General features: G+C 62.6%; 28 protein-coding genes and 1 tRNA gene. 20 read left to right on the forward strand and 9 right to left on the reverse strand.

Going from position 1 to position 24412, the window contains the following annotated elements; translation table 11 throughout:
* Positions 1-17 precede the first annotated feature (17 nt).
* The 4 genes from EB230_RS02925 to EB230_RS02940 all read left to right on the forward strand — a co-directional run bounded on the left by EB230_RS02925 (position 18) and on the right by EB230_RS02940 (position 3934).
* Positions 18-1547, forward strand: coding sequence for an arylsulfatase (locus EB230_RS02925; protein ID WP_056568625.1), 1530 nt, complete (start codon positions 18-20; stop codon positions 1545-1547).
* Positions 1548-1634: 87 nt separating this feature from the next.
* The gene (locus EB230_RS02930) at positions 1635-2504 is read left to right on the forward strand and encodes a hypothetical protein (protein ID WP_056568622.1); all 870 of its coding nucleotides are present in this window, start codon (positions 1635-1637) and stop codon (positions 2502-2504) included.
* 132 nt (positions 2505-2636) lie between these two features.
* Entirely contained in the window at positions 2637-3560 is a 924-nt protein-coding gene (locus tag EB230_RS02935) for a formylglycine-generating enzyme family protein (RefSeq protein WP_172374973.1), read from the forward strand.
* Complete coding sequence (locus EB230_RS02940) at positions 3557-3934, forward strand: DUF1622 domain-containing protein (RefSeq protein WP_065005423.1); 378 nt, start codon at positions 3557-3559, stop codon at positions 3932-3934. The genes EB230_RS02935 and EB230_RS02940 overlap by 4 nt, the downstream gene beginning before the upstream one ends.
* Before the next feature lie 13 nt (positions 3935-3947).
* On the opposite strand, the gene EB230_RS02945 is transcribed toward EB230_RS02940, so the two are convergent.
* Positions 3948-5684, reverse strand: coding sequence for a hypothetical protein (locus tag EB230_RS02945; RefSeq protein WP_172371289.1), 1737 nt, complete (start codon positions 5682-5684; stop codon positions 3948-3950).
* 311 nt (positions 5685-5995) lie between these two features.
* Between EB230_RS02945 and EB230_RS02950 the strand changes: the two genes are divergently transcribed.
* On the forward strand, positions 5996-7054 hold the full coding sequence (locus tag EB230_RS02950) for a helix-turn-helix transcriptional regulator (RefSeq protein ID WP_172371291.1): 1059 nt from the start codon (positions 5996-5998) through the stop codon (positions 7052-7054).
* A gap of 411 nt (positions 7055-7465) precedes the next feature.
* Here the strand turns inward: EB230_RS02950 and EB230_RS02955 are convergent.
* From EB230_RS02955 to EB230_RS02965, 3 genes are all read right to left on the reverse strand, one after another.
* Positions 7466-7542, reverse strand: a tRNA-Arg gene (locus EB230_RS02955).
* A 276-nt stretch (positions 7543-7818) separates the two neighbouring features.
* Positions 7819-8748, reverse strand: a complete 930-nt coding sequence (locus EB230_RS02960; protein WP_172371293.1) for a DUF1003 domain-containing protein — start codon at positions 8746-8748, stop codon at positions 7819-7821.
* A gap of 410 nt (positions 8749-9158) precedes the next feature.
* The gene (locus EB230_RS02965) at positions 9159-10052 is read right to left on the reverse strand and encodes a D-alanyl-D-alanine carboxypeptidase family protein (protein ID WP_172371295.1); all 894 of its coding nucleotides are present in this window, start codon (positions 10050-10052) and stop codon (positions 9159-9161) included.
* Positions 10053-10373: 321 nt separating this feature from the next.
* On the opposite strand from EB230_RS02965, the gene EB230_RS02970 reads away from it, so the two are divergent.
* The 3 genes from EB230_RS02970 (at position 10374) to EB230_RS33045 (ending at position 12584) form a co-directional block, all read left to right on the forward strand.
* Positions 10374-11474: a hypothetical protein gene (locus EB230_RS02970; protein WP_172371297.1), complete on the forward strand. Its 1101-nt coding sequence runs from the start codon at positions 10374-10376 to the stop codon at positions 11472-11474.
* Between the two features lie 96 nt (positions 11475-11570).
* Positions 11571-12182, forward strand: a complete 612-nt coding sequence (locus EB230_RS02975; RefSeq protein ID WP_056568602.1) for a nucleoside triphosphate hydrolase — start codon at positions 11571-11573, stop codon at positions 12180-12182.
* Positions 12183-12275: 93 nt separating this feature from the next.
* Positions 12276-12584: a hypothetical protein gene (locus EB230_RS33045; RefSeq protein WP_056568599.1), complete on the forward strand. Its 309-nt coding sequence runs from the start codon at positions 12276-12278 to the stop codon at positions 12582-12584.
* A gap of 67 nt (positions 12585-12651) precedes the next feature.
* Here the strand turns inward: EB230_RS33045 and EB230_RS02985 are convergent, their stop codons facing one another.
* The 3 genes from EB230_RS02985 to EB230_RS02995 form a co-directional block, all read right to left on the reverse strand.
* Positions 12652-13356, reverse strand: a complete 705-nt coding sequence (locus EB230_RS02985) for a glutathione S-transferase N-terminal domain-containing protein (protein WP_056568596.1) — start codon at positions 13354-13356, stop codon at positions 12652-12654.
* Positions 13357-13556: 200 nt separating this feature from the next.
* Positions 13557-14765, reverse strand: coding sequence for a beta-ketoacyl-[acyl-carrier-protein] synthase family protein (locus EB230_RS02990; protein ID WP_056568593.1), 1209 nt, complete (start codon positions 14763-14765; stop codon positions 13557-13559).
* A gap of 4 nt (positions 14766-14769) precedes the next feature.
* A complete protein-coding gene (locus EB230_RS02995) occupies positions 14770-15024 on the reverse strand; it encodes an acyl carrier protein (protein WP_056568590.1) in 255 nt (84 codons plus the stop codon).
* 202 nt (positions 15025-15226) lie between these two features.
* On the opposite strand from EB230_RS02995, the gene EB230_RS03000 reads away from it, so the two are divergent.
* From EB230_RS03000 to EB230_RS03020, 5 genes are read left to right on the forward strand one after another with little or no spacing between them, the layout of a single operon-like run.
* Positions 15227-16069 (forward strand): urease accessory protein UreD, encoded by an 843-nt coding sequence (locus EB230_RS03000; protein WP_056568587.1) that lies wholly within the window; start codon positions 15227-15229, stop codon positions 16067-16069.
* A gap of 13 nt (positions 16070-16082) precedes the next feature.
* Positions 16083-16385, forward strand: a complete 303-nt coding sequence (locus tag EB230_RS03005; protein ID WP_056568583.1) for an urease subunit gamma — start codon at positions 16083-16085, stop codon at positions 16383-16385.
* 14 nt (positions 16386-16399) lie between these two features.
* Positions 16400-16654: a DUF1272 domain-containing protein gene (locus tag EB230_RS03010; protein ID WP_056568580.1), complete on the forward strand. Its 255-nt coding sequence runs from the start codon at positions 16400-16402 to the stop codon at positions 16652-16654.
* A gap of 34 nt (positions 16655-16688) precedes the next feature.
* Positions 16689-17276 carry a HupE/UreJ family protein gene (locus EB230_RS03015; RefSeq protein ID WP_065005425.1) on the forward strand — a complete coding sequence of 196 codons (588 nt, stop codon included), beginning with the start codon at positions 16689-16691 and terminating at the stop codon, positions 17274-17276.
* 5 nt (positions 17277-17281) lie between these two features.
* On the forward strand, positions 17282-17587 hold the full coding sequence (locus EB230_RS03020) for an urease subunit beta (protein WP_056568575.1): 306 nt from the start codon (positions 17282-17284) through the stop codon (positions 17585-17587).
* A gap of 98 nt (positions 17588-17685) precedes the next feature.
* Here EB230_RS03020 and EB230_RS03025 read toward each other — a convergent pair whose 3' ends face one another.
* Together EB230_RS03025 and EB230_RS03030 are read right to left on the reverse strand one after the other, a co-directional pair.
* Positions 17686-18180 (reverse strand): hypothetical protein, encoded by a 495-nt coding sequence (locus EB230_RS03025; protein ID WP_056568572.1) that lies wholly within the window; start codon positions 18178-18180, stop codon positions 17686-17688.
* Positions 18181-18294: 114 nt separating this feature from the next.
* The gene (locus EB230_RS03030; protein WP_081295057.1) at positions 18295-18684 is read right to left on the reverse strand and encodes a hypothetical protein; all 390 of its coding nucleotides are present in this window, start codon (positions 18682-18684) and stop codon (positions 18295-18297) included.
* Between the two features lie 164 nt (positions 18685-18848).
* Between EB230_RS03030 and ureC the strand changes: the two genes are divergently transcribed.
* The 7 genes from ureC to ureG all read left to right on the forward strand — a co-directional run bounded on the left by ureC (position 18849) and on the right by ureG (position 24338).
* A complete protein-coding gene (gene ureC, locus EB230_RS03035; protein ID WP_162258913.1) occupies positions 18849-20564 on the forward strand; it encodes an urease subunit alpha in 1716 nt (571 codons plus the stop codon).
* 95 nt (positions 20565-20659) lie between these two features.
* Positions 20660-21253: a hypothetical protein gene (locus EB230_RS03040; RefSeq protein ID WP_056568563.1), complete on the forward strand. Its 594-nt coding sequence runs from the start codon at positions 20660-20662 to the stop codon at positions 21251-21253.
* Between the two features lie 44 nt (positions 21254-21297).
* Positions 21298-21933 carry a glutathione S-transferase family protein gene (locus tag EB230_RS03045; RefSeq protein WP_056568558.1) on the forward strand — a complete coding sequence of 212 codons (636 nt, stop codon included), beginning with the start codon at positions 21298-21300 and terminating at the stop codon, positions 21931-21933.
* Between the two features lie 69 nt (positions 21934-22002).
* Positions 22003-22599, forward strand: coding sequence for an urease accessory protein UreE (ureE, locus tag EB230_RS03050; protein WP_065005426.1), 597 nt, complete (start codon positions 22003-22005; stop codon positions 22597-22599).
* On the forward strand, positions 22592-23263 hold the full coding sequence (locus EB230_RS03055) for an urease accessory protein UreF (protein WP_056568549.1): 672 nt from the start codon (positions 22592-22594) through the stop codon (positions 23261-23263). The genes ureE and EB230_RS03055 overlap by 8 nt, the downstream gene beginning before the upstream one ends.
* Positions 23260-23700 carry a DUF3995 domain-containing protein gene (locus tag EB230_RS03060; protein WP_056568546.1) on the forward strand — a complete coding sequence of 147 codons (441 nt, stop codon included), beginning with the start codon at positions 23260-23262 and terminating at the stop codon, positions 23698-23700. Before EB230_RS03055 ends, EB230_RS03060 begins: the two co-directional genes overlap by 4 nt.
* Positions 23697-24338, forward strand: a complete 642-nt coding sequence (gene ureG / locus EB230_RS03065) for an urease accessory protein UreG (protein ID WP_056568543.1) — start codon at positions 23697-23699, stop codon at positions 24336-24338. Before EB230_RS03060 ends, ureG begins: the two co-directional genes overlap by 4 nt.
* Positions 24339-24412 lie beyond the last annotated feature (74 nt).

Consider the following 24412-nt stretch of genomic DNA (forward strand, 5'->3'; position numbering starts at 1 on the left):
ACCCGAGGAGTAACAGGATGGCCAAGGCACCGAAAACTGACAAACCAAATGTTCTGCTGATCTTCGCGGATGACATCGGCTGGTTCGATGTCGGTGCATATAATCGCGGGATAATGGGCTTGCCGACACCGAACATCGACCGCATTGCCAAGGATGGAGCGCTATTTACCGACTTCTACGGACAGGCGAGTTGCACGGCTGGTCGGGCGGCATTCATTACCGGGCAGATCCCTCTCCGCACAGGACTCACCACCGTCGGCATGCCTGGTGCACCGCAGGGACTGCAGCCTGAAGATCCGACCATTGCCGACCTGCTTAAACCGCTCGGCTACATGACCGCACAGACCGGCAAGAACCATCTTGGCGATCGCAACGAATTCCTGCCGACCGTGCATGGCTTCGACGAGTTCTACGGCAATCTCTACCACCTGAATGCTGAAGAGGAGCCAGAGCAGGCGGATTACCCAAAGGACAACGCACTTTTCGAGAAACTCTTCAAGCCGCGGGGAGTCCTCGAATGCAAGGCGACCGACAAGGACGATGCCACGGTTGATGAGCGTTTCGGGCGTGTCGGCAAGCAGACGATCAAGGATCACGGGCCCCTGAACACCAAGCTCATGCAGACGATCGAGAACACGCTCCTCGACAAGTCGTTGAATTTCATCGACCGCGCGCATGAAGCCGGGAAGCCATTCCTGCTCTGGCACAACACCACCAGAATGCACGTCTGGACCCATCTGTCGGAGCGGTGGGAAGGGAAGACCAAACTCGGCAGATACGCTGACGGGATGCAAGAGCTGGACTGGGTTGTTGGCCAATTGCTGCAGAAGCTCGACGATCTCGGTATTGCCGACAACACCATCGTCATTTTCTCTACCGACAACGGCGCCGAAAAATTCACATGGCCCGATGGTGGCACATCGCCCTTCCGCGGCGAAAAAGGCCTCGGCTGGGAGGGTGGTTTTCGTGTGCCGTTCCTGATCCGCTGGCCCGGAGGCGGTATAACAGGCAACCAGGTCCTGAACGGCATCGGGTCCCTTGAGGACGTGCTGCCGACGGTCCTTGCCGCAGCTGGGGTCCCCGATGTCAAGGAAAAGCTGCTCAACGGCTACGATGCCGGCAGCAAGCATTTCAAGGTGCATATCGACGGCTACAATCTGCTGCCGTACCTCAAGGGTGAAGTCGATGAGTCACCGAGGCACGAATTTATGTACTTCGGCGAGCGCAACCTGTTTGCCATTCGCTACAACAACTGGAAGGTCCACTTCGAATCGAAGGACGATTGGTTCGGCGGCGCCATGCTCAAGACCACGGTGCCAAGGCCTGTGAATCTTCGCAACGACCCGTTCGAACAACACATGGAAGCACCATTCTATCCCAACTACGCGGTCGCGAAACTTTGGACCGTGTTGCCGATAGCGGCGATTGTTCAAAAGAAGATGGCGACGTTCAAGGATTTTCCGGCTCGCCAGGCTCCGCCCGATGCGGACATGGATCAGTTCACGCGAGCGGTGCTGAAAGCCGCGGCTGAAGGCATTGGCAACTAGGTCATTCCGGTTGAAGGCGGGGCGGCATCGGACGTCGCCCCGCAGATCTTCGCGCCCGCCTGCTAACACTGCAGAAAGCCACCCCTGATGACCATTGCAGAACTCATCCCGATGGCGATCAACCTCAGTATGGCGTTGCTGGTGCTTGCGCTTGGGCTCCAGGCAACCTGGGCCGACGCGACTTCCCTTTTCCGTCAACCCAGCCTGCTCTTGCGTTCAATGGTTTCAATGAACGTGGTCATGCCCATCCTCGCCATTCTGATGGCGCTGGTATTCAATCTGCATCCTGCGGCCAAGATCGCCTTGGTCGCACTGGCCCTGTCGCCCGTACCGCCCGTCCTTCCCGGCAAGCAAAGGAAGGCTGGCGGGGGCACCTCCTATGTCGCCGGGCTGCTGGTAACCATGGCAATCCTCTCGATCCTCATTGTGCCGTTGGGCATATGGCTGATCAATCAGCCGCTGCAGCTTCAAACGAGTGTGCCTGCAGGCAAGATCATCTCCATCGTCGTCACCGGCATCCTCGTTCCGCTTCTTGCCGGCCTCCTGGTCCGGCAGTTTGCACCTGCGGTTGCGGAACGTGCAGCGCGCCCACTGTCCTTGTTTGCCACGGTGCTACTGGTCGTGGCCTTCATCCCGGTCCTGATCAAGATCTGGCCTTCCATGAGCGATATGGTGGGCAACGGCACGCTTGTCGCACTTGCCGTCTTCACTATCGTCGGCGTCGCAATCGGTCATACGCTCGGCGGACCGATTGCGGACAACAGGACCGCGCTTGCCCTCGCCACCGGCACACGTCATCCCGGGGTGGCGATGGCGATCGCCAGCGCAACCTTTCCCGAGGAAAAGGCGGTGGTCGCCGTGGTGATCTGGCATCTGCTCGTCGGTGCGATCGTCTGCGTCCCCTACGTGAAATGGCGCTCGCGGCTGCACGCAATCAGCGGCACAGAGGCAAGCTAACGATGGCACATACTCCTTTCCGTTCTCAGGGATTGGGGAACGTTCTTCATTCAGGCTGGAAATGAAGTGATGAATGACATTGCCCCAATCAACGCCAACAACGTCATTGCCGACGCCCCCCTATTCCGCAACATGGTTTGGATCCCGGGTGGTTCCTTCCTGATGGGCTCGGATAAATTCTATCCTGAGGAAGCGCCTGTCCACCGTGTGCGCGTGGATGGTTTCTGGATGGACCGATTTACCGTTACCAACGGCGACTTTGAGAACTTCGTCGCTGCGACCGGCTACGTGACCTTGGCTGAAAAACCCGCCAACCCGGACAATTATCCCGGCGCCTTGCCAGACATGCTCTCGCCGTCCTCGACGATGTTCAAGAAGCCGGCCGGACCGGTCGATATGCGCAACCATTACAACTGGTGGGTCTACGTGCGCGGCGCCAACTGGCGCCATCCAAGAGGCCCTGCCAGTTCCATCAGGAAGCTCGCCGATCATCCGGTGGTGCACGTCGCCTATGAGGATGTTCAAGCCTACGCAAGCTGGGCAAGCAAGGAACTGCCAACGGAAGCGGAATGGGAATTTGCCGCGCGCGGTGGAATCGACGGCGCCGACTACGCTTGGGGCGACGAATTCACGCCGGACGGCCGGCACATGGCCAACACCTGGCAGGGCGAGTTCCCTTATCGCAACACGCTGGAGGACGGATACGAGTACACCGCACCGGTTGGCTCGTTCCCGGCCAATGGCTACGGGCTCTTCGACATGGCCGGCAACGTCTGGCAGTGGACGACGGACTGGTACCAGGAACACGGCAGGATCGACAGTCCGTGTTGCACGGCTGACAATCCGCGCGGCGCTGCGCGTGAGGCAAGCTATGACCCCCGCCAGCCCGATGTGAAAATCCCGCGCAAGGTGACCAAGGGCGGTTCGCATCTCTGCGCGCCAAACTACTGCCGGCGCTATCGTCCCGCAGCGCGCATGGCACAGCCGGTCGACACGTCGATTTCACATCTTGGTTTTCGCTGCATCGTCCGTCTCAATGGGGGTGGCGACCCATGATCCTGGGACAATGGCTGAACCAGCTGGCTGAAGTCAGCGCCCCGATCATCGATCTTCTGGCCTTGGTCCTGATCCTTGCAGGGACGCTCGAGGCCTTCGTAAACGGCATAAGAGTGATGCTTAGCCACCCGGACGGCCACTACGCTATCCGCGCGGTGTGGATGCGTCATGCAAGATGGCTGATCGCCGGCCTCACGTTCCAGCTTGCCGCCGACATCATCGAGACTTCGGTCGCGCCGAGTTGGGACGATGTGGGCCGCCTGGCAGCTATTGCCGTGATCCGCACATTCCTCAATTTCTTCCTCGAGCGCGATCAGCGGGAAGCTCGCGAACTCCAGCAGGAAAGTGAAGCGAGAAAGATGGCTACGAGTTGACGATCGTTCCGCTCTATTGAAGGCGAAGGCCGGCGAGTTGGAGCCCTTGCGCAAGTTCCGCGGTCAACTGCGGATCAAGATGACGGCGGGACATATCGGAATGGAAATCCTGATCGAAATTGGGGCGTGCTTTGCGTATGTCGGAGATGATCGCTGAGGCATCTCCCTCCCGCCCCAAGCGTCCTAGCGTTGCCGTCAACAAAAGGTCGGTGAGATAGCACCCGTTGGCCTCGCGTTTCAGGCGGACCAAGGCGGCACTCAGTTGTCCTTGGCGATACGCGTCGAACGCCAGCGTCCACTCAGCGTCAGGCAACGGCAACCCGTCGGCCTTCAGGGCATCGTTGGCAAGCCTTACCCCTTCGTCTCGCTCGCCAGTAGAGTAAAGTATCCTGGCGAATGCAGCTGCCAGCGTGGCGTTGTAAGGGTTGAGCATCAATGCCCTGCGCCCAGCTGATATCGCGGCTTCGACGTGGCCTACACGAAACTCTGCCATCATCTTGGCCGTGAAGCTGCGGGAGGATTCCGGGGCCAACGCTGCTGCACGGGCGGCATGTTCGTGAGCGGCCGCAGTCAGATCGGTCGCCGCGTCCGGCTGATCGATTGACAGGAGTATCGAGGCCAGCATCGCATGAGCGTCCGCATCGTAGGGGCGCTGCGCCAATGTGCGCTCAAGGCAAATCCTCGCTTGTTCCAAGGCCTTCGGAGTCGGCATGCTCAAGGCTAGGCTGGCCCGCAAAACGCAACCGTTGCCCAGCGTCGGATGCTCCAAATCCTTGTTGGCTTCGAGGGTATTGATCGCGCCATCCAGCGAGGCAATGCGCGAAGCCAGCCGGGAAACGAGCCGTTCGTCCGGATTGGCGGACGCAGCGGCATCGACGCGAACGCGCTCGTTGTCGGATTGAAGTGCTTCGCCTGTCTGCTGGTCGACCACCTGCCACCAGACTGATTTCTCGACCGCATCCGAGCTGTATTTCAGCACCAGTCGGTAGCGGCTTCGGGGCGACGCAGCCGAGGCTTCGTCGGTCGTGCCTGAAGTATAAGCGTCAGGGGCCGACAGCCGCAGTGTGCTGAAGTCAGACAGAGCACTCATGAGCAGGTCACGTAGGGCGGTCGCTTCATGATCATTGGTACCGTCCAACTGTAGATCGACGGCCACAGTCGGCCTTTCAGAGATGGCCATCGTGTTCCAACTGCTGAGCAGGTTGAAACCCGCGAACAGCGCCACAACGAGCAAGGCAGCACCGGGAAGGCGTATCTCTTTCAGAATGCCAACTGCGCGCGCGACTGCCGTCGGTCGATTAGACTTGATCGGCGTTGTCCCCCCTAGAAGGGGATGCAGGATACCTGAGCGATCGCCAAGATCATCTTCGGCCCGACTTTGCCTTGCAAACATTGGCACATATCTGCCTTTCGGCAGTTCAATGCTGACCTCACGGCTCGACCCGTACAGTTCATAATAGCGGGACAGTGCAGACCGAAGGCGAGTGGCCTCGATTCGCACGATCGGGTCCGTGGAAGCGTCAAAGGACGAAGGGCGACCGAAGACGTCGACGGCTATGGAATATGCCTTGAGTGCACCCTCACGTCCGGCAAAAAGCTCTTCCGCAACGAAGCGAAGAAACTTCTTGTTTCGCTCCGAACACTGAAACTGCGGATCCGAAAGGACACGCTCAAGCTCCTCGCGGGCTTCGAAACAGCTGATTGCCAGATATTGGATCGATCGAACATCTACTTCGTGGTCTGTATTCACGACACGCCCCTTGGTTCGCCGACAGGTCTTGCGTGTTCATTTTCGATGTTTCAGCCTAAACGCCAAAGGGCCCCGTCGCTATGCGATTTGTGCCAATGGCCGACTTGCAATCCACCTGTTTAGGTAAAAGTGCAAATGTTGGTTTATTCCTGACGTGCTCGCCATGTGGAGAATGAGGCGTCCGAAGCCTTTCGCTCGGCCACAAACAAGTACACTTGATTTTTAACTTAACCATCGAGCCGTTTTCACCACACGTTTGCGTGGAAAAATGCTATATGTCGGCTGCGGGGGAGGGTCTTAGGGATCGTCCCATGTCGGATAGTTTGAGCGAACATTCAGCGGAGAGGCAGCGTTCCAACAGTTGCGAGGATGGCGGACTGGCCCTCCCTGGGGTCAGGCCGAACTCGGTCGCGCCGGAAGTCCACATCCTCAGGCTTCAAACCGCGGAAGACCTGCGTGAAGCGGTGCGTGGTGCGGATCTGAAAATCGTGCAATTGGCGTCGGGGAAATTCGACGGGCATTTGATGCATGCGCAAATTGGCTCGCTGTCTTTGAGCACCGGCGACTTCGGACCGGACATCCGGGCTCGTGGTGTGATGAACCAGGACATGGTTACGATCGGGATGATGCTGGAGAGCAGCGGTGAGGTCTCGCAATGGGACTTTGAGGTTGTTCCCGGCGACGTCATCGTGTTTCCCAAATCCGTCGAACAGGAGGGGCGATTTACAGGCCACTCGCGCTACGCGACGATCACTCTCAGCGAAGAGGCGCTTGCTGATTTTGCGGCGGGTGAGCCCATCCTGCAGGATCCAAAATTTTGGACCAAGATCTCCAGGTTTCACAGGTCGCCGTCCCTGCGCACGGGTGCATGCGGTGAGATAGCTGGCAAGATTGAAAAGCTGCGCGGCGGGGCAGGTCCCCACTGCGAGGCAGGCGTGAGTTACCTCAAACGGTCACTTATCGAGGCCTTCATATCAGGCATAGTCGATGAGGTATCCAGCGAGCGCTACGACAGGCTATTTTCGGGGGCGAAACTGGTTCGCGATGTCGAAGACTACGTTGACGGGGTGGAAATCGGCAGGCCGGTGCACATCTCGGAATTGTGTTCAGCACTCACCGTTTCGCGGCGCACCCTCCACCGTGCGTTTCAGCACTCGCTCGGGTTGGGTCCCGTAGCCTACCTGCGTCTAAGGCGTCTGGCTGACGTCCATCGGATGCTTACAGTGGCTGATGCTGCACCTGCCGGCGTTACACAAGCGGCGCTTGACTATGGATTTACCGACTTGGGACGGTTCGCCGCATTCTATAAGAGAATCTTTGGCGAGGTTCCTTCTGAGACACGCCACAAAGCGATGAGTTACCCTCGCTAGAAGTTCGACGGCGAGAAACACACGTCTGCGACTGGCCTCTTTGCCAAGGTCGACGTCTGTTGTGCAGCAGCGCGGATTGCACTGCGCCCTGTGGCGCCCTCAAGAACGCGCGATTGAACCTGATGCGGCACGGATGGTTCGAGATATCAATAAGCCGCCAGTCCGTTCACGGCCCCAAACCGGACTGTGGCGGAGCGCTGCCTTCATGGGCAGCAGTCAACCAACTGACACCTGTTCCATCATCCAGTTTGGCAGGTATCCGGGCTCATTTTTGCAATTTTGGCACGAGTTGGCGTCGTTTTGACGCCCCAGCCGGAACCTCAGCCTAGCTCTGCCGCTTACGCGTAAACTGACCGACGTCAAAACGACGGATCCGGCACGCATCTAAAGCATTGTTGTACATGGCAAAACTGGCGCACCCGACAGGATTCGAACCTGTGACCTCTGCCTTCGGAGGGCAGCGCTCTATCCAGCTGAGCTACGGGTGCTTCCCGGTGATCCGGAAAACGAACCGGCCGGTGAACCGGCAAGTCACGGCTTCTTAGCGGAAGCCGGCGCGCGCTTCAACGGGCAATTGGCAATTGGGCGGCGCGCCGAGATCGAGCATTGGACATGCCGGCCAGGCTCGCGCACTGTCGGTCTTTTGCAGGCTCGCTGCCCTTTTTGGGAGCTCATTCCCTCAAAAAGGTCCATTGGGCTCTGGAGCCGAGTCCATCGCTGGTCATTCGAGAGGCGAGGACTTTCGTCCGCCGCGGGAACAATGCCTACTGCCCCGCCTCACCCTTCACGGTCCGCCGTCTCACCCCGCGCACGGCCCGTTTCGCCTTCTTGGCACCGGTCAGCTCGTGCATGGCGTCGAGCTGCATCTGCTGCATTTCGGCGAGCCGCGTCCATTGGCGCGAGATGAGGTAATCGAGTTTTTCGTGCAGGTGGCGCACTTCGAGCTCGGCCTTGAGGTTGACGCGGTAGTCGTTGAAGGAGCGCAGGCGATCCTTGGTCTCCTGTCGCTTCTGGCTCATCATGATGATGGGCGCCTGGATGGCGGCAATGCAGGAGAGCAGGAGATTGAGCAGGATGAAGGGATAAGGGTCGAAGGCGCCGACGGTACCCTCGAACAGGTTGATGCCGATCCAGATCAAGAGCACGCTGGCGAAGGAGATCAGGAACCACCAGCTGCCGCCGAAGGCCGCCATGTTGTCGGAAACGCGGTCGGCAAAAGAGCGATGCTCCTCGAACTCCTCCTCCGAGTTTTCGGAAATCGTGTCTTGTCTCGCGATCGATTCCACCACCTGGCGGTCGAGCTCGGAGAATTCGCCGTGCTCCTGCTGCAGCAGTTCCTCCATGTAGCGCATGCGGTAGCGGCCGAGTTCCTCGCGGCTGATGCGGGCGCCCTTGGGCAGGTCCGGGTGGTCGGAACGGATGCGGTCGGCAAGGCTCGGGCGCAGATCGTCGATGCGCACCAGGTCGCGCTTGCGGAATTTGCGGCCCGAGATCGCCGACGGCTTCCGCTTCGGCTTTATGCGGGAGGAGCCGTGGCCGGCGGGTTCGGAGTCCGGCACTTCGGGCGTGTCGAAATGATCGTCCGAAACCTCGTGCGGATCCCCCGTCGTGATCGGCGCCTCGAAATACTCGCCGCCGCTGTCGTTCTCATTGTCCGCCGCCTTCTGCTCGGATGCCTTGGGAACGGTGCTCATGATGCTGGCTCCTGCTGTGGCGCTGATAGGGAGGATACGCCGAGGTGGCGGGGCATATCCACTGTCGGATTGCGCTGCCTATGCCATGGCTTCCAGACGATTGCGTGACAGTCGTGAAACAATAGCCGGCTGCGGGTCTTTTGTGGCGTTTAGCGGATTCATCGCGCTATCACGGACATTCGCGATTGGCCGAGGCGTCCCCAACTCGTCGTCCCTGGGCGAAGCGGCGTCGCGGAGACCCTGGTAACAATGCGGGGACGTTGACCGCAGGATGCAGCGGAGCGGAGTTTTGCACCGCAGCGGCGCTCGGAGGTCGCGGCATGGATCCGCGGGTCTGCGCCGCGTCGCTGCGCTCCTTGCTCCGCCCGTGGATGACGAAGTCGAGGGAGGCTCCTCTCCTCGCTGCTCACTTATTGCTGTTCGGCGAACATAAGCCTGGTCTTAGCGTCGGCCGTGGTCGGCGACAGGCTGCGCTGGATCAGCGCCTCGACATGGTCGTTGCGCTGGCGGGCTGAGTCGGCGCCCATAACCACCACGATCAGCTGGCGGCCGTCGGCATTGTAGGAGGTGACGATGTTGAAGCCGGAGGCCCTGATATAGCCGGTCTTGATGCCGTCGACGCCGCGCACCCGGCCGAGCATGTCGTTGTGGCCGCGCACGAGCTTGCCACGGAACATGAAATCGCTTTCGGAGAAATAGTGGAAATGCTGCGGGAAGCGCTGGCGCAGCGCCATGCCGAGCACCGCCATGTCGCGCGCCGTCGTCATCTGGCCGTCGTCGGGCAGGCCCGAGGCGTTGCGGAAGGTGGTGCTGGACATGCCGAGCGAACGCGCCTTGGAGGTCATCATGGCGGCGAACTGGTCCTCCGAGCCGCCAAGATATTCGCCGACCGCCACCGCCACGTCATTGGCGGATTTGACGACGATGGCGCGGATGGCGGAATCGACATCGATGCTCTCGCCGCGCCGGAAGCGCATCTTGGTCGGCGGCTGCGAGGCGGCATGATCGGAAACCGGGATCTGCGTTTCCTTGGTGACGCGGCCGGACTCCATTGCCTCGAACAGGAGGTAGAGCGTCATCATCTTGGTCAGCGAAGCCGGATAGCGTTGCGCCGTCGAGTTGACCTCGAACATCTGCTTGCCGGTCTTTGCGTCGACGACGATCGCGGCATATTTCTGCGGCGGCGCGGGCACGGCCAGCACGGAATCCGGCGGTGTCGTGGTCGAGCAGCCGGCGACCATCAGCAACAGGCCAAGGGCGACGAAAAGTCTCTGAAGGAGCGGAAAGGGACGCAGTTTGGACAAGGGCAAGACGTTCTGGCGATGCTGTTGCTGAGATAAGGCGAAGCTAACGTAACGCGATTGGTGCGTCCATTTGGTTAATGGCTGATAGTCCCAGGATTGTCGAGTTCGTCCTGCTCCTCGCCCCGCAATGAGCGGGAGAGAGCGGACTGCGCCGGCCACGACGGATGACCCAAACCTTCGTTAGGGAGCAGCGCCCTACGCCCTACAGAGGCCTTCGCGGGAGTACACGCGGCAGCAGCTGATGCGAAATGCCGATTGCGGTGCTTGCGCAACCGGCGCTGAAAGGGTTCTGTTCGCGGCTTCGGATTCGGTGAGAGCGCAATGACCATCAGCACGATCAAGGCCAAGGGTATTTCGGTTTCGCTCGATCTTACTGTCGGCCACATCGCCGACATGGTCGTCGATGTGGCCGGAAGGCAGCTTCGGCCACTCCACCGCGCCCCTTGGGTCGACGCGGGCGAGGCGCTGCCGAAGGACCTGCCGCAAGGCACGGTTCGCCTGTCCGGCGATTTTCTCTGCGCGCCGTTTTCGCGCAGCGACGTCGAGGAGGCGCCGCTGCATGGCTGGCCGGCCAACAGCGCCTGGGATGTCCTGGACAGCAACGCCACGCGGGATGGCTGGCGCGCCGTCTTCCGGCTGCGGCACAAGGTCATGGGCGCCAGCGTCGACAAGATTTTTACACTCATCGACGGCCATCCCTTCCTCTACCAGGAACATGTGTTTTCCGGCGGGTCGGGGGCGATATCCGTCGCCCATCACCCGATGACGGTGATGAAAGGCGGCGGACGGCTGGCCTTTTCGCCGAAGCGCTTTGCCGCGACATTAGCCGATCCGCTGGAGCCCGATCCCGCGCGGGGCCGCTACATGCTGGCCTATCCGGCGCGGTCGGCCGATCTCGGCCGGTTTCCCGCCGCCGGCGGCGGCACGCTCGACCTGGCGGAATACCGCATGGATGACCGGCGCGAGGATTTCGTCACCCTGGTCGAGGCCAATCATGGCGGGCCGGGCTGGACGGCACTGGCGCGCCAGGCCGAGGGCGACCTCGTGCTGGTGCTGAAGAACCCGGCCGAACTGCCGGTCACCATGCTGTGGCTCAGCAATGGCGGGCGCGACTACGCGCCCTGGAGCGGGCGCCATCTGGGCGTGCTCGGCATCGAGGACGGCCGCACGGCCGTCGGCCACGCCGCCTCGATCGGCGACAACTGGCTGAAGCGCGAGGGCGTGGCGACCGCCTTTGCGCTCGGCGAAGGTCGAAGCCTTTCGTTCCGCCATGTCATCGGCGCCATGCCCCTGTCCGGCGGCACCCCGCCAGGGGAGATCACCGCCGCCGGGGGTCGCATGCGGCTTGCCGCGGGCGGATCGGGCCGGGACGTGCCCTTCGACAGCGATTTCCTGCGCATCGGCCGCCCCGTCCCTGCCTGAGCAAGGATTGCGCGAGCGCGGGGTTTGAAATTTCCCTGAACTGCCGCCAAGATGCGGAAACATCGTGCGGACCATCCAGGCAAGTGGAGGCTTCCCATGTCCGAAATCGCCCACCTCGCCGCCACCATCTTCAAGCGCGCCGGCAAGGCGAAGCGCTTCATCGTCGCCATCGCCGGGCCGCCGGGGGCGGGAAAGTCGACATTGTCGGCCGGCCTGCATGACCTGTTGCCGGAAGGGGCGGTGGAAGTGGTGCCGATGGACGGCTTCCATTATGACGACATCGTGCTCAATGCGCGCGGCCTGCGCGCGCGAAAGGGGGCGCCGGAAACCTTCGACTTTGCCGGCTTCGAAGCCCTGCTGAAGCGTATCCGGGCCGGCGAACCCGACATCGCGATTCCCGTCTTCGACCGCAACATGGAATTGTCGCGCGCCGCGGCGGCGATCGTCGGCACGCAGACGAAATTCATCCTGGTCGAAGGCAACTACCTTCTGCTCGACGAAGAGCCGTGGTCACGGCTGGCGCCGCTGTTCGATTTCTCGATCTTCGTCGAGGTGCCGCGCAATGAACTCGAGCGGCGCCTGGTGGAGCGCTGGCACGGCCATGGCCGCTCCGACGAGGATGCGCGCGCCTGGATCGCCTCCAATGACATGCCCAACATCGAACGCGTGTTGGCCCGGCGCCGGGCCGCCGATCTGGTCATTGGTTAACACGCTTAATTTTCGGTATTTCTGGACGGGAACCTTAAGAGTTTCGCGTCGTTATCCCTCAGAACCCGTTTGTCCGGCGTAAGGGATTTTCCGATGGCAACCAAGGCAAAAAAACCCGCAAAGACGAGGCCCGCGAAGGCAACCCAAGCGAAAGCCGGTGCTGGCCCAGCGATTGCCGAACGCTCGAAAGACGCCAAGGGCGCTTTCGGCAAGGCAGCCCCCAGAAAGGTCGTACCGGCCGCGAAGACGGCCAGCGCGCGCCAACCCGCGCCGGCCAAATCTGGTGCTGTTCGCACGGCGGCGAATATTGCGGCCGGCGCGATGGTCGCCACCGCACGCGGTGCCGCCTCGCTTGCGGCTTCCGTGATCGGCAGGGGTGGTTCGAAGGCCAAGGCGAAGTAGGCTTGCGCCGCCTGAACACCACCTGCAAGGGAACATCCTTGCTCCCACATGATGCGATAGGCCTGTGTCAGGCCTTCGCCGGAATGGTCAGGCCCTTCTGCACTGCCGGCCTGGCCAGGCCGCGCTCCAGCCAAGCCGCCACATTGGCGAAATCGTCGAAGCCGACGAGTTCGCGCGCTTCATAGAAGCCGATCAGGTTGCGCACCCAGCCGAGCAGCGAAATGTCGGCGATGGTGTAATCGTTGCCCATGATCCATTTGCGGCCCTTGAGCCTGCCGTCGAGCACCCCGATCAGCCGCCGCGATTCGTCACGGTATCGCTCCAGTGGGCGCTTGTCGGCGATCTCGCGGCCGGCGAATTTGTGGAAGAAGCCGACCTGGCCGAACATCGGCCCGACTGAGGCCATCTGGAAGAAGACCCACTGGATCGTCTCGTAGCGCCGCGCCGCGTCCGCCGGTATGAGCAGGCCGGTCTTTTCGGCGAGATAGAGCAGGATGGCGCCGGATTCGAACAGGCCGATCGGCTTGCCGTCCGGACCGTCGGGATCGATGATCGCCGGGATCTTGCCATTGGGATTGAGCGACAGGAATTCCGGCGTCCAGCTTTCGTTCTTGCCGATGTTGATCAGATGCGGCTCATAGGGCAGGCCGATCTCTTCCAAGGCAATCGAGACCTTGACCCCGTTCGGCGTTGTCGCCGAGTAAAGCTGGATCTGGTCCGGATGCTTGGCCGGCCAACGGGTTGCGATCGGAAAGGCGGACAGGTCGGCCATCGAGAAACTCCTGAGCGGGGGGATTTGCGCCAAAGGCGCATGGTGTTGGCGGTGGCCAAGAATTAGGCGCACGGTCAGGCGGGATCAATATGGCGGCGACGGTTTCGCCATGCACGGACAGTCAACCGAATCGAACGCGGCGGGCATGGTGTGCGGCCGCCAAGGCGCTCACCACCCTCGGCAGGCCACTGCCCCCGTGATCAGATGGCCTTGAACGCCAGCACCGCGTTGGTGCCGCCGAAAGCAAAGCCGTTGCTGATCGCGACGCGCACCTTGCGCTCGCGCGCGACATTGGGCGTCACGTCGAGATCGCAATCGGGATCGGGTTCGCGGTAATTCGCGGTCGGCGGTACGATGCCCTCTCGGATAGCCATGACGCAGGCGATCATTTCCAGTCCGCCCGACGCGCCCAGGCAATGGGCATGCATCGACTTGGTCGATGAAACCGACAGCGAGCGCGCATGCTCGCCAAAGACACGCTTGATCGCGTTGGTCTCGATCTGGTCGTTGGCCTTGGTGCCGGTGCCGTGCGCGTTGAGATAGTCGATGTCCTCGGGATTCAGTCCGGCATCGGCCAGGCAGAAGCGCATTGCCGCTTCCGGTCCCTCGATGGTCGGAGCAACAATGTCCGAGGCATCGGCGGAGAGACCGGCGCCGGCGATTTCGGCGAGGATGGTGGCGCCGCGCGCCATGGCGTGATCGTAGCTTTCCAGAACCGCCATGCCGGCGCCTTCGCCGAGCACCAAGCCCTGGCGATCGGCCGAGAACGGCCGGCAGGTATCGGGCGATAGCACCCGCAATGCCTCCCAGCCCTTGAGCACGCCCCAGACCAGCGGCGCCTCGGTGCCGCCGGCCACCATGACGTCGGCGCGGCCGAGCCGGATCTGGTCGACCGCCGAGGCTATGGCGTGATTGGCCGACGAGCAGGCCGAGGTGACGCCGAAGACCGGCCCACGCAGGCCCAGGTGCATGCTGACCTGGCCCGCGGCGGCGCCGGGCATGACCCTGGGCACGGTGAAGATGCCGGCGCGATTCTTGCCCTCGATCAGGATGGCGCGATAGTTTTCCTCAACCGTCTCAAAGCCGCAGACGCCGATACCGACAATGGTTCCCATGCGATAGGTGTTGTCGGCATGCGTAGCCAATCCCGACTGTTGCAGGGCTTCGCGGGCGGCGAGCACCGCCAGCAGGCTGAAGCGGTCCATCGACACCAGCTGCTTGCGCTCGATGCCGTGATCGGGCAGCGCCTTGATCTCGCAGCCGGTCTTCACCTTCAGGTCGTGCAGGAAGGGATTGTCGATCGGACCTATCGCCGAGCGGCCGGCGCGCATCTCGCCCCAGATCGCCGGCACATCGGTGCCGAGCCCGCATAGCCCGCCAAGGCCGGTGATGACGACGCGTCTCAGCATTCGGTCAGGCTTTTTTCGCGATCAGCGCGCGAACGGCCTCGACCATGTCGCCAACATTCTTCAAATTGCTCCAGGCATCGACCGTGTTCATCTCGATCTCGATCCCATATTCCTCCTCAAGGTCGAAGATGATCTCGGTCAGCTCCAGCGAATGGATGCCGAGCGCCGTCAATTCGGTGTTGGTGGTGATTTCCTCGCCGCCAGGCTCGGCATGGGCCTTGATCTTCTCGATGATATCCGTTGCCAGTTGGTCAGCCATTCGGTTTCTTCCCCACTTTGTCGTTTCCCGACGCCAACTGAACAGCGCCTTCTTGTCCTCGATATCAGGCCGCGATCGTCGCCTTATACCCCCGCCAAGCATCGCTTGACCGTACCGAGGTGGCTCCCTCTATAGAAACGGAAACGCCATCAAGCAACAAGCTATATATCGACAAAACCGCCGCAGTGCTTAACCTGACGGCGTGGATACGATCGAATATACGAAGTTTTCGCCCGCTTTGGCACAGCGCGCCGCCGGCCTGGCACAACTGGGCTGCGCCAGCGCCGATGGCCGCACGCGGCTGCGGCGCCTCTATCAGGACGGCTCCGCCAAGATAAGGCTGCCGGCCGTTTCGGCCGATCCGCTGGAGGCGGTGCTGATCAACACCGCCGGCGGACTGACCGGTGGCGACCGCATCGGCTGGGATGTGGATGTGGGCGCGGATGCCTCGGCGTCGATAACGACCCAGGCCTGCGAGAAGGTCTATCGCGCCGCATCCGACCATGCGGAGGTACGGGTCAAGCTGACGGTCGGCGAAAACGGCCGCATCGCCTGGCTGCCGCAGGAAACCATCGTCTTCGACCGGGCAGCCTTCGCCCGCACGTTGGATGTCGAGCTTGCCGCCGGGGCGGAGGCGCTGCTGCTGGAGGCCACTCTCTTCGGCCGCCTGGCCATGGGCGAGCGCGCCACGCAAGGTATTTTTCGTGACCGCTGGCGTGTTCGCCAGGATGGCTTTCTCCTCCATGGCGAGGATTTCCGCGTCGGACCTGACATCGCGGCCCGGCTCGCCCGTCCGGCCGCCGCCGGCGGCGCGATCGCGGTGGCAACGCTGCTGCTGGTGTCGACACGGGCCGAGGCTCTGCTCGACCCGGTCCGCGAGATCATCGGAGACCAGGGCGGCGCCAGTTTCTGGAGCGTGAAGGCATCTGGCAAGCTTCTTGCGAGGCTTTACGCCGGGGATGGCTACCAACTGCGCCAGCGGCTGGTTCCGCTTGTCGGATTGCTCAACGGACGGGCGGGGCTGCCCAAATTATGGTCACTGTGATTCGGAAACCTGCATGAACCTGACGCCGAGGGAAAAGGACAAGCTGCTGATCGCCATGGCGGCGATCGTGGCACGCAAGCGGCTGGAGCGCGGCGTGAAGCTGAACCATCCGGAAGCGATCGCGCTGATCACCGACTTCGTCGTCGAAGGCGCCCGCGACGGGCGCCCGGTCGCCGAACTGATGGAGGCCGGCGCCCATATCGTCACCCGCGCGCAGGTGATGGAGGGCATCGCCGAGATGATCCACGACGTGCAGGTGGAGGCGACCTTTCCCGACGGCACCAAGCTTGTGACCGTGCACGAGCCCATCAGGTGAGGAGGGAAACCGGGATGCTTGAACTGCGCCCAAACTGCGAGTGCTGCGACAAGGACCTGCCGCCCGAAGCCGAGGATGCGCTGATCTGCACCTTCGAATGCACCTTCTGTGCCGATTGCGTGGAAACCGTGCTGGGCGGCGTCTGCCCCAATTGCCGCGGAAATTTTTCGGCGCGGCCGATCCGACCGACGGCGATGCTGAAGAAATATCCGGCTTCCGCCAAACGCGTCCTCAAGGCCGAGGGCTGCGGTCCTCGCAAGGCGGCGTGAACACCGTGACACTGGAAACGGAAGGCAAATCGAAATGATCCCTGCAAAACGACTGTCCCTCTCGGCGATCCTGTTTCTGGCGGCGGCAATGCCCGCCTACGCCCATGTCGGCGTCGGTACGACGTCGTCCTTCACGGCCGGCTTCATGCACCCCTTGTCCGGCCTTGACCATATGACCGTGATGATCGCCGTTGGCCTGTGGGCGGCACTCAAGGGCGGCAGAGCGAGCTGGGCGTGGCCGGCCGCCTTTGTCGGCGTCATGCTGGGCGGCGGCGCCCTTGGCATGGCGCATGTACCGATGCCCTTCGTCGAGCCGGGCATACTGGCCTCCGTCGTGGCGCTGGGACTGCTGGTGGCGCTGGCGGTCGATCTGCCCGTTTCGGCGGGCGTCGCCATTATCGGCCTGTTCGCGCTGTTCCACGGCCACGCCCATGGCACCGAAGTGCCCGAAAATGCCGGCGGGCTCGAGTACATGGCCGGCTTTGCCGTCGCCACCGTGATGCTCCATGCCGTCGGCATCGCCGCCGGCCTGAGCCTTGGCCTGAGGTTCCGCGGGCTGGCCCGCGTCGCGGGCGCTGCCTGCGCGGCGATCGGCGTCGGCCTCGCCTTCGGCGTCGTGTGAAGTCCATGATCCCTGGCGAAATCATCCCCGCCCAAGGCGACATCGAGCTCAACAAGGGTCTGCCGACCGTCACCTTGAAAGTCGCCAACAGCGGCGACCGGCCGATCCAGGTCGGTAGCCACTATCATTTCTTCGAAACCAACGAAGGACTGAAATTCGACCGCGAACAGGCGCGCGGCATGCGCCTCGACATTGCCGCCGGCACCGCCATGCGCTTCGAGCCAGGCCAGGAGCGCGACGTCACGCTGGTGCCGCTTGGCGGCAAACGCGAGGTCTATGGATTCCAGCAGAAGGTGATGGGCAAGCTGTGAGTTTTGTGGCGTCTCACGCGCGGCGCGAACGGATTCCAAGGAGGAAGCGCCATACGCGCTCCCCGGGAAAACCGCTTCAGACTTTTCCTGAAATTGCTCTAGTCCGACGGTTTGGCGGCCGCATAGATGACGATCTTCCCCGGATTGTCGAACTCGACGGCCAGAATGTCCTGCGCAAGCACGCGCCGCGAATCGATCGCGTTGTAGAGCAAGGCGTTGGCCTCGATCTCCTTGCGCAGTTCCGCGACATCATCCCGATGCTGCCGGACCTTGTTCTCGATGACCGCCGGCGGGCCGCCTTCGCTGCGCGCCGCGTCGGTCAGGAACACGATATCGACCTTGTCGAGCTTGGAGGTCTTGCGCACCGTGCTGATGTTTTCACGCGTGCGGTCGATCGCCGAGGTGACTTTGCCGATTTCAGCGGTGGCCTTGGCCTCTTCCGCGCTGACTTGGGAGCCGACGATCCGATCGACGGTCTCCGGGCTTTCAAGACCCTGCGCGTTCAGCGCGGCCTGAGGAAAGCTCGCTGCCAGAAACGCAGTCGCGGCTATGACATACAGCCATCGGCCATCGGGCAAGGTGGTGACGGTCATCGTTCGCTTTCGCAGTTTGTTCCAGCACTCAGGAAACGAAACGACTCCAGCCCTGCCACGGTTCCCCCCATGATGCGGCCGGCGGACCGAATCTCGGCCCGCCGAGCCATGCCGTCAGCTGGCCTTCTTGGTGATCAAGGTCAGCGCCCCATTGGGTTCCATGCTGGCCGCGACAACCTGCGCCGAGGTCATTCCCTTTGCCTCGAGGGCGGATTTCACCTTGGGTGTGGCATCGATCGAACTGCGCAGCTTCTGCAGGCCGGCGTCGCCACGCTGGGCGATCACCTGATTGACCTGCGTCTGGGTGTCTTTCGGCAGTTCTGTGATATCGACGATGTTGACGCTCTGGATCCCCGGCGCGGCCTGCTGACCGCCAGGGGCGGGAGTGGCCGCCTTGGGGGCAGGCGTGGCCGGAGCGGGTTGTTGCGCGGGCTGCTGCTGGGCACTGGCGGCACCGGCCAGCATCAGGCTGGCGGCGGCTGCAAGAACTATCGCTTTGCGCATGGATTTTCCTTCCATCGATTTGGCAAACGGTCGTTTGGGGGTGACGTGCTCACCTCAACCGCCAAATGGGATCAGAAGGTGTCGCCCACCGGGTCATTGCGTGACCATTGGATGGCGTCAATGTGCACCCCGGCCTCAACCATTCCAAATTTCGGGAGCAATCTCTGATGGCCAGAATCTCGCGTTCCACCTACGCCCAGATGTATGGCCCGACCGTCGGTGACAGGGTCAGGCTGGCCGATACCGAACTCTTCATCGAGGTTGAAAAGGACCTCACCATTCACGGTGAAGAAGTAAAATTCGGCGGCGGCAAGGTCATCCGCGACGGCATGGGCCAGAGCCAGGTGTCGCGGGCGCAGGGCGCGGTCGACACCGTCATCACCAACGCCCTGGTGGTCGATGCCACCGCCGGCATCCTCAAGGCCGATATTGGCCTGAAGGACGGCCGGATCGCCGCGATCGGCAAGGCCGGCAACCCGGACACGCAGGATGGCGTCACCATCATCATCGGCCCAGGCACGGAAATCATCGCCGGCGAGGGCAAGATCCTGACACCAGGCGGCTTCGACGCGCATATCCACTTCATCTGTCCGCAGCAGATCGAGGAAGCGCTGATGAGCGGCATCACCACCATGCTCGGCGGCGGCACCGGCCCAGCGCACGGCACGCTGGCCACCACCTGCACGCCGGGGCCGTGGCACATGGCCCGCATGATCCAGTCCTTCGACGCCTTCCCGATGAATATCGGTCTGTCGGGCAAGGGCAATGCCTCCTTGCCCGCCGCGCTGGAAGAGATGGTGCTCGCCGGCGCCTGCTCGCTGAAGCTGCATGAGGACTGGGGCACGACGCCGGCCGCCATCGATTGCTGCCTGTCGGTTGCCGACGATTACGACGTGCAGGTGATGATCCACACCGACACGCTCAACGAATCCGGCTTCGTCGAGAACACGGTGGCGGCGATCAAGGGGCGCACCATCCACGCCTTCCACACCGAGGGCGCGGGCGGCGGCCATGCCCCCGACATCATCAAGGTCTGCGGCCTGCCCAACGTCATCCCCTCCTCGACCAACCCGACCAGGCCTTACACCGTCAACACGCTGGCCGAGCATCTCGACATGCTGATGGTCTGCCATCATCTGTCGCCGTCGATCCCCGAGGATATCGCCTTCGCCGAAAGCCGCATCCGCAAGGAAACGATCGCGGCCGAGGATATCCTGCACGACATCGGCGCCTTCTCGATCATCTCGTCGGACAGTCAGGCCATGGGCCGCGTCGGCGAAGTCGCGATCCGGACCTGGCAGACCGCCGACAAGATGAAGCGCCAGCGTGGTTCGCTGCCGCAGGAGACAGGCAACAACGACAATTTCCGTGTCCGCCGCTACATCGCCAAATACACGATCAACCCGGCCATCGCGCATGGCCTGTCGAAAGAGATCGGCTCGATCGCCGTCGGCAAACGCGCCGACCTGGTGCTGTGGAACCCAGCCTTCTTCGGCGTCAAGCCGGACATGGTGCTGATCGGCGGCATGATCGCCGCCGCCCCGATGGGCGACCCCAACGCCTCGATCCCGACACCGCAGCCGATGCACTACCGGCCGATGTTCGGCGCCTATGGCAAGGCCAGGACCAACTCATCCGTGACCTTCGTTTCCAAGGCGGCACTCGAGTCCGGCCTGCATGGCCGGCTCGGCGTCGACAAGCAGTTCGTCGCCGTGGAAAACACCCGCGGCGGCATCGGCAAGCATTCGATGGTGCTCAACGACGCCACGCCGCATGTCGAGGTCGACCCCGAAACATACGAGGTCCGCGCCGACGGCGAATTGCTCACTTGCGAGCCGGCAACCGTGCTGCCAATGGCGCAACGGTATTTCCTGTTTTGATGCTGGATCGGCGACCGAACCGACGGGCGCGAAACCCATTGCGGCAGGTGCCGTGACACCGCAATATGCGGCTCAATGAAACCGCATGACTTGCCATGGCCACCGAAATAGCCTCCGCCCACGACATCTTCCCGCACATCCGCATCGTCATGGGCATGGTGATCGGACTTGGTGTCACCCGCCTGCTGTCGGGGGTGGCCCGTATCATCCAGCATCCCGGCCAGTACCGGCTCTATCCCGTGCATCTGGCCTGGGTCGCCTCGGTGCTTCTGATGCTGGTGCATTTCTGGTGGTGGGAGTTCGGCCTCTACGCCATCGAGGCATGGACCTTCGGCAAATACCTTTTCATCATCTTCTACGCGATCACGCTGTTCCTGCTCTGCGCGCTGCTGTTTCCGGATTCGATGCTGGACTACACAAGCTACGAGGATTTCTTCTATTCGCGCCGCGCCTGGTTCTTCGGCCTGCTGGCGGCCACCTATCTGCTCGACGTGATCGACACGTTGCTGAAAGGGCCCGAGCATTTCGCCCATTTCGGCAACGAATATCTGTTCCGCACGCCGATCTTCGTCGCACTCTGCATTGCCGCGATCCTGGTGCGCGACCGCCGCTTTCACACCGCCTTTGTCGCGGCGGCGCTGATCTATCAGATATCGTTCATCCTGCGGCTCTTCGACACGATCGTATGACCGCGAGGGATGGTCTAGAGTTGCCGCGAATGCAGGGGCCAACCATGTACAAGGCCGTCGGATCACAGGGCTCCCGGGTCAGCCGCGTCCTCTGGATGCTCGAGGAACTCGGGCAGCCCTATGAATTCGTCGAAGTCAAATTGCGCTCGCCGGAAGCCTATGCGCTCAACCCATCGGGCAAGGTGCCGATCCTCATCGACGGCGAGCTGACGGTGACGGATTCGGCGGCGATCTGCGTCTACCTGGCCGACAAACACGCCGACAAGGGCATGGGTGCCAATCCAGGTATCGCCGGCCGTGCCGAGATGGATTCCTGGATGCATTTTGCCCAGAGCGAGTTCGAGGCGCCGCTGTGGAACAAATTGCGCCACCGCTTCCTGCTGCCTAAGGAGGTTCGGGTCGATGTCGGCCCCGCTGCCGCCTACGATTTCGCTTCTGAAACCAAGGCGCTGGACCGCCGGCTTGGCGACAAGCCGTTTGCGCTCGGCGACCGGTTTTCCGCCGTCGACGTGCTGCTCGGCGACATGGGCGGCTGGGCCCGGGCTGGAAAATTCCCGATCGAGTCCGAGCGCGTCAACGCCTATTTCGACCGGGTGCTTTCGCGCCCTGCCCGCGCGCGGGCGCAAGCCAATGCATCGGCCCGAAAATCGGAATCGATTTCCGGAAAGCATGATGCATAGATTCAAAAATGTCAGAGCGTCCCTTGCGCGTCCAAGAGGACGCGCGGCGCTCCAATGCGGAGCCATGAAATGAAGCTCAACCTCAACACCGATTTCACCAAATTCCCGCGCGCCGTTTCGGTGCTGGCCGCCGGCGAGGCGGGGGACATCGTGCCGTCCGGGCGCGCCGTTCTGCCTCATGACGAACGGCATCTGCGCCGCCGCGCCATCGAACTGTCCGACGGCAGCAAGGTGCTGGTCGACCTTCCCGAGCCGGTTGCCCTGAACGACGGCGACCGGCTGGTGCTGGAGGATGGCCGCCATGTCGAGATCGTTGCCGCTCCGGAAGAGATCTATGATATCCGCGCCCGCGACGGCGTGCATCTGACCGAGCTTGCCTGGCACATCGGCAACCGACATCTCGCGGCGGGCATCGAGGCGGATCGCATCGTCATCCTGCGCGACCATGTCATCAAGGCGATGCTTGAAGGGCTTGGCGCCACGGTGCGCGAGGTTTCCGAGCCGTTCAAGCCGGTGCGCGGCGCCTATTCCGGCCATGGCGGCGCGCACAGTCACGATCACGGCCATGCCCACAGCCACGCGGAAGCGCATTCCCATTCACATGGCGAGACGCATTCCCATTCGCACAGCCATTCCCACGCCGGTCATCACCACGACCATGACTGACCAGCCTTCGAACATCGCCCTGCTGCGGCTGATGGCGTGGCTGTCGCCGGTCTTTCCAGTCGGCGGCTTTGCCTACAGCCACGGCCTCGAGCGCGCGGTGCATGACGGCCTGGTTTGCGATGCCACTGGCCTTGCCGGCTGGCTGGAAACACTGATCGAGATGGGCTCTGGCTGGAACGATGCAGTGCTGTTTTCCGAAAGCTGGCGCCGCGCCCGCAGCGCAGGCGACCTCGACGAAGTGGCTGCCCTGGCCGAGGCGCTCGCCGGCTCGCGGGAACGCCACGCCGAGACCATGCTGCAAGGCGCCGCCTTCCTAAAGGCCGCCGCCGCATGGCCCAATCCGGTGCTGGGGCGCTTGCCGGCCGAATGCGCCTACTGTGTCGCAGTCGGCGCCATTGCCGGCGGCAACGGAATTGCGCTTGATGATGCGCTGTCCGCCTTCCTGCAGGCCTTCTTCTCCAACCTTGTCCAGGCGGCGATCAGGCTCGGTGTCGTCGGCCAGAGCGAGGCCACCACGCTGCTGGCCGGCTTCGAGCCGCTGGCGCTCGCGACCGCCGGCCGCGCGTCGCGCTCGACATTGGATGATCTCGGCGGCTGCGCCTTCGTCTCCGACATCACGGCGATGAAGCACGAAACCCAGTATTCGCGGCTGTTCCGCTCATGATCATGCTTGCCCTCGCGCTGTCCTTCGTCCTGCTGCTGATCACGGCGCTGCATGTCTATTGGGGCATTGGCGGCATCTGGCCGGGCAGGGACGCGGCCTCCTGCGCCCGCGCCGTCGTCGGCTTTCGCGGTGTCGACGAAATGCCGACGCCCTTCGCCAGTTTCGCCGTGGCGGCGTGTCTCGGCCTGGCGACACTCTGGCCGCTGGCACTGATCGGCTTCTTTGCCTCGCCCTTCCCGAAAGAGGGCCTGGCCGCCACGTCGCTGCTCATCGGCCTGGTGTTCCTGGGCCGCGGCATTGCCGGCTTCACGCCGTGGTGGCGGCGGCTGGCGCCCGAGCAGCCTTTCGCCCGGCTCGACGTCCGGTACTATTCGCCGCTTTGCCTGTTGATCGGGCTTGGCTTCGCCATCCTTGCCATCACGGAGTTCCCAACATGACTCAAGCCAACGGTCCTCTTCGCATCGGCATTGGCGGCCCCGTCGGCTCCGGCAAGACGACGCTCACCGAAAAACTCTGCAAGGCGCTGCGCGACGAATTCTCCATCGCCGTGGTCACCAATGACATCTACACCAGGGAAGATGCCATGATGCTGGCCCGGCTGCAGGCCCTGCCCGAGGAGCGCATCGTCGGTGTCGAGACCGGCGGCTGCCCGCATACCGCCATTCGCGAGGACGCATCGATCAATTTGCAGGCCATAGCCGAGCTCAACCGGAAATTCCCCGATCTCGACATCATCTTCATCGAATCCGGCGGCGACAACCTTGCCGCCACCTTCTCGCCGGACCTTGCGGATCTGACGCTTTATGTCATCTCGGTCTGCCAGGGCGAGGAAATCCCGCGCAAGGGCGGGCCGGCGATCACCCGCTCGGACTTCCTGATCATCAACAAGAGCGATCTGGCGCCCTATGTGAACGTCAACCTCGACGTCATGGAGAGCGACGCCGGCCGCATGCGCGGCAAGCGCCCGTTCGGCTTCACCGACCTGTCGCGCGGCAAAGGGCTGCAGGAGGTCATCGATTTCATCGTCGAGCATGGCGGACTGAGGACCGGCACCGCCGCCAGCACGGCGGCCTGACAGGATCCGCATCTGCCTGCACCAACCAAAACCCGTTGCGAGCAGCCGTTGATCGCGGCATTCTCGCCAAAACC

The sequence above is a fragment of the Mesorhizobium sp. NZP2234 genome (assembly GCF_013170765.1).
In the GTDB taxonomy this organism is placed as follows: Bacteria; Pseudomonadota; Alphaproteobacteria; order Rhizobiales; family Rhizobiaceae; genus Mesorhizobium; species Mesorhizobium loti_D.

Excerpts from the sequence above, each read along its gene's own strand:
- EB230_RS02925 (WP_056568625.1), top strand. The coding sequence starts at position 18 with ATGGCCAAGGCACCGAAAACTGACAAACCAAATGTTCTGCTGATCTTC.
- EB230_RS02930 (WP_056568622.1), top strand. The coding sequence starts at position 1,635 with ATGACCATTGCAGAACTCATCCCGATGGCGATCAACCTCAGTATGGCG.
- EB230_RS02935 (WP_172374973.1), top strand. The coding sequence starts at position 2,637 with ATGGTTTGGATCCCGGGTGGTTCCTTCCTGATGGGCTCGGATAAATTC.
- EB230_RS02940 (WP_065005423.1), top strand. The coding sequence starts at position 3,557 with ATGATCCTGGGACAATGGCTGAACCAGCTGGCTGAAGTCAGCGCCCCG.
- EB230_RS02950 (WP_172371291.1), top strand. The coding sequence starts at position 5,996 with ATGTCGGATAGTTTGAGCGAACATTCAGCGGAGAGGCAGCGTTCCAAC.
- EB230_RS02960 (WP_172371293.1), bottom strand. The coding sequence starts at position 8,748 with ATGAGCACCGTTCCCAAGGCATCCGAGCAGAAGGCGGCGGACAATGAG.
- EB230_RS02970 (WP_172371297.1), top strand. The coding sequence starts at position 10,374 with ATGACCATCAGCACGATCAAGGCCAAGGGTATTTCGGTTTCGCTCGAT.
- EB230_RS02975 (WP_056568602.1), top strand. The coding sequence starts at position 11,571 with ATGTCCGAAATCGCCCACCTCGCCGCCACCATCTTCAAGCGCGCCGGC.
- EB230_RS33045 (WP_056568599.1), top strand. The coding sequence starts at position 12,276 with ATGGCAACCAAGGCAAAAAAACCCGCAAAGACGAGGCCCGCGAAGGCA.
- EB230_RS02985 (WP_056568596.1), bottom strand. The coding sequence starts at position 13,356 with ATGGCCGACCTGTCCGCCTTTCCGATCGCAACCCGTTGGCCGGCCAAG.
- EB230_RS02990 (WP_056568593.1), bottom strand. The coding sequence starts at position 14,765 with ATGCTGAGACGCGTCGTCATCACCGGCCTTGGCGGGCTATGCGGGCTC.
- EB230_RS02995 (WP_056568590.1), bottom strand. The coding sequence starts at position 15,024 with ATGGCTGACCAACTGGCAACGGATATCATCGAGAAGATCAAGGCCCAT.
- EB230_RS03005 (WP_056568583.1), top strand. The coding sequence starts at position 16,083 with ATGAACCTGACGCCGAGGGAAAAGGACAAGCTGCTGATCGCCATGGCG.
- EB230_RS03010 (WP_056568580.1), top strand. The coding sequence starts at position 16,400 with ATGCTTGAACTGCGCCCAAACTGCGAGTGCTGCGACAAGGACCTGCCG.
- EB230_RS03015 (WP_065005425.1), top strand. The coding sequence starts at position 16,689 with ATGATCCCTGCAAAACGACTGTCCCTCTCGGCGATCCTGTTTCTGGCG.
- EB230_RS03020 (WP_056568575.1), top strand. The coding sequence starts at position 17,282 with ATGATCCCTGGCGAAATCATCCCCGCCCAAGGCGACATCGAGCTCAAC.
- EB230_RS03025 (WP_056568572.1), bottom strand. The coding sequence starts at position 18,180 with ATGACCGTCACCACCTTGCCCGATGGCCGATGGCTGTATGTCATAGCC.
- EB230_RS03030 (WP_081295057.1), bottom strand. The coding sequence starts at position 18,684 with ATGCGCAAAGCGATAGTTCTTGCAGCCGCCGCCAGCCTGATGCTGGCC.
- EB230_RS03040 (WP_056568563.1), top strand. The coding sequence starts at position 20,660 with ATGGCCACCGAAATAGCCTCCGCCCACGACATCTTCCCGCACATCCGC.
- EB230_RS03045 (WP_056568558.1), top strand. The coding sequence starts at position 21,298 with ATGTACAAGGCCGTCGGATCACAGGGCTCCCGGGTCAGCCGCGTCCTC.
- ureE (WP_065005426.1), top strand. The coding sequence starts at position 22,003 with ATGAAGCTCAACCTCAACACCGATTTCACCAAATTCCCGCGCGCCGTT.
- EB230_RS03055 (WP_056568549.1), top strand. The coding sequence starts at position 22,592 with ATGACTGACCAGCCTTCGAACATCGCCCTGCTGCGGCTGATGGCGTGG.
- EB230_RS03060 (WP_056568546.1), top strand. The coding sequence starts at position 23,260 with ATGATCATGCTTGCCCTCGCGCTGTCCTTCGTCCTGCTGCTGATCACG.
- ureG (WP_056568543.1), top strand. The coding sequence starts at position 23,697 with ATGACTCAAGCCAACGGTCCTCTTCGCATCGGCATTGGCGGCCCCGTC.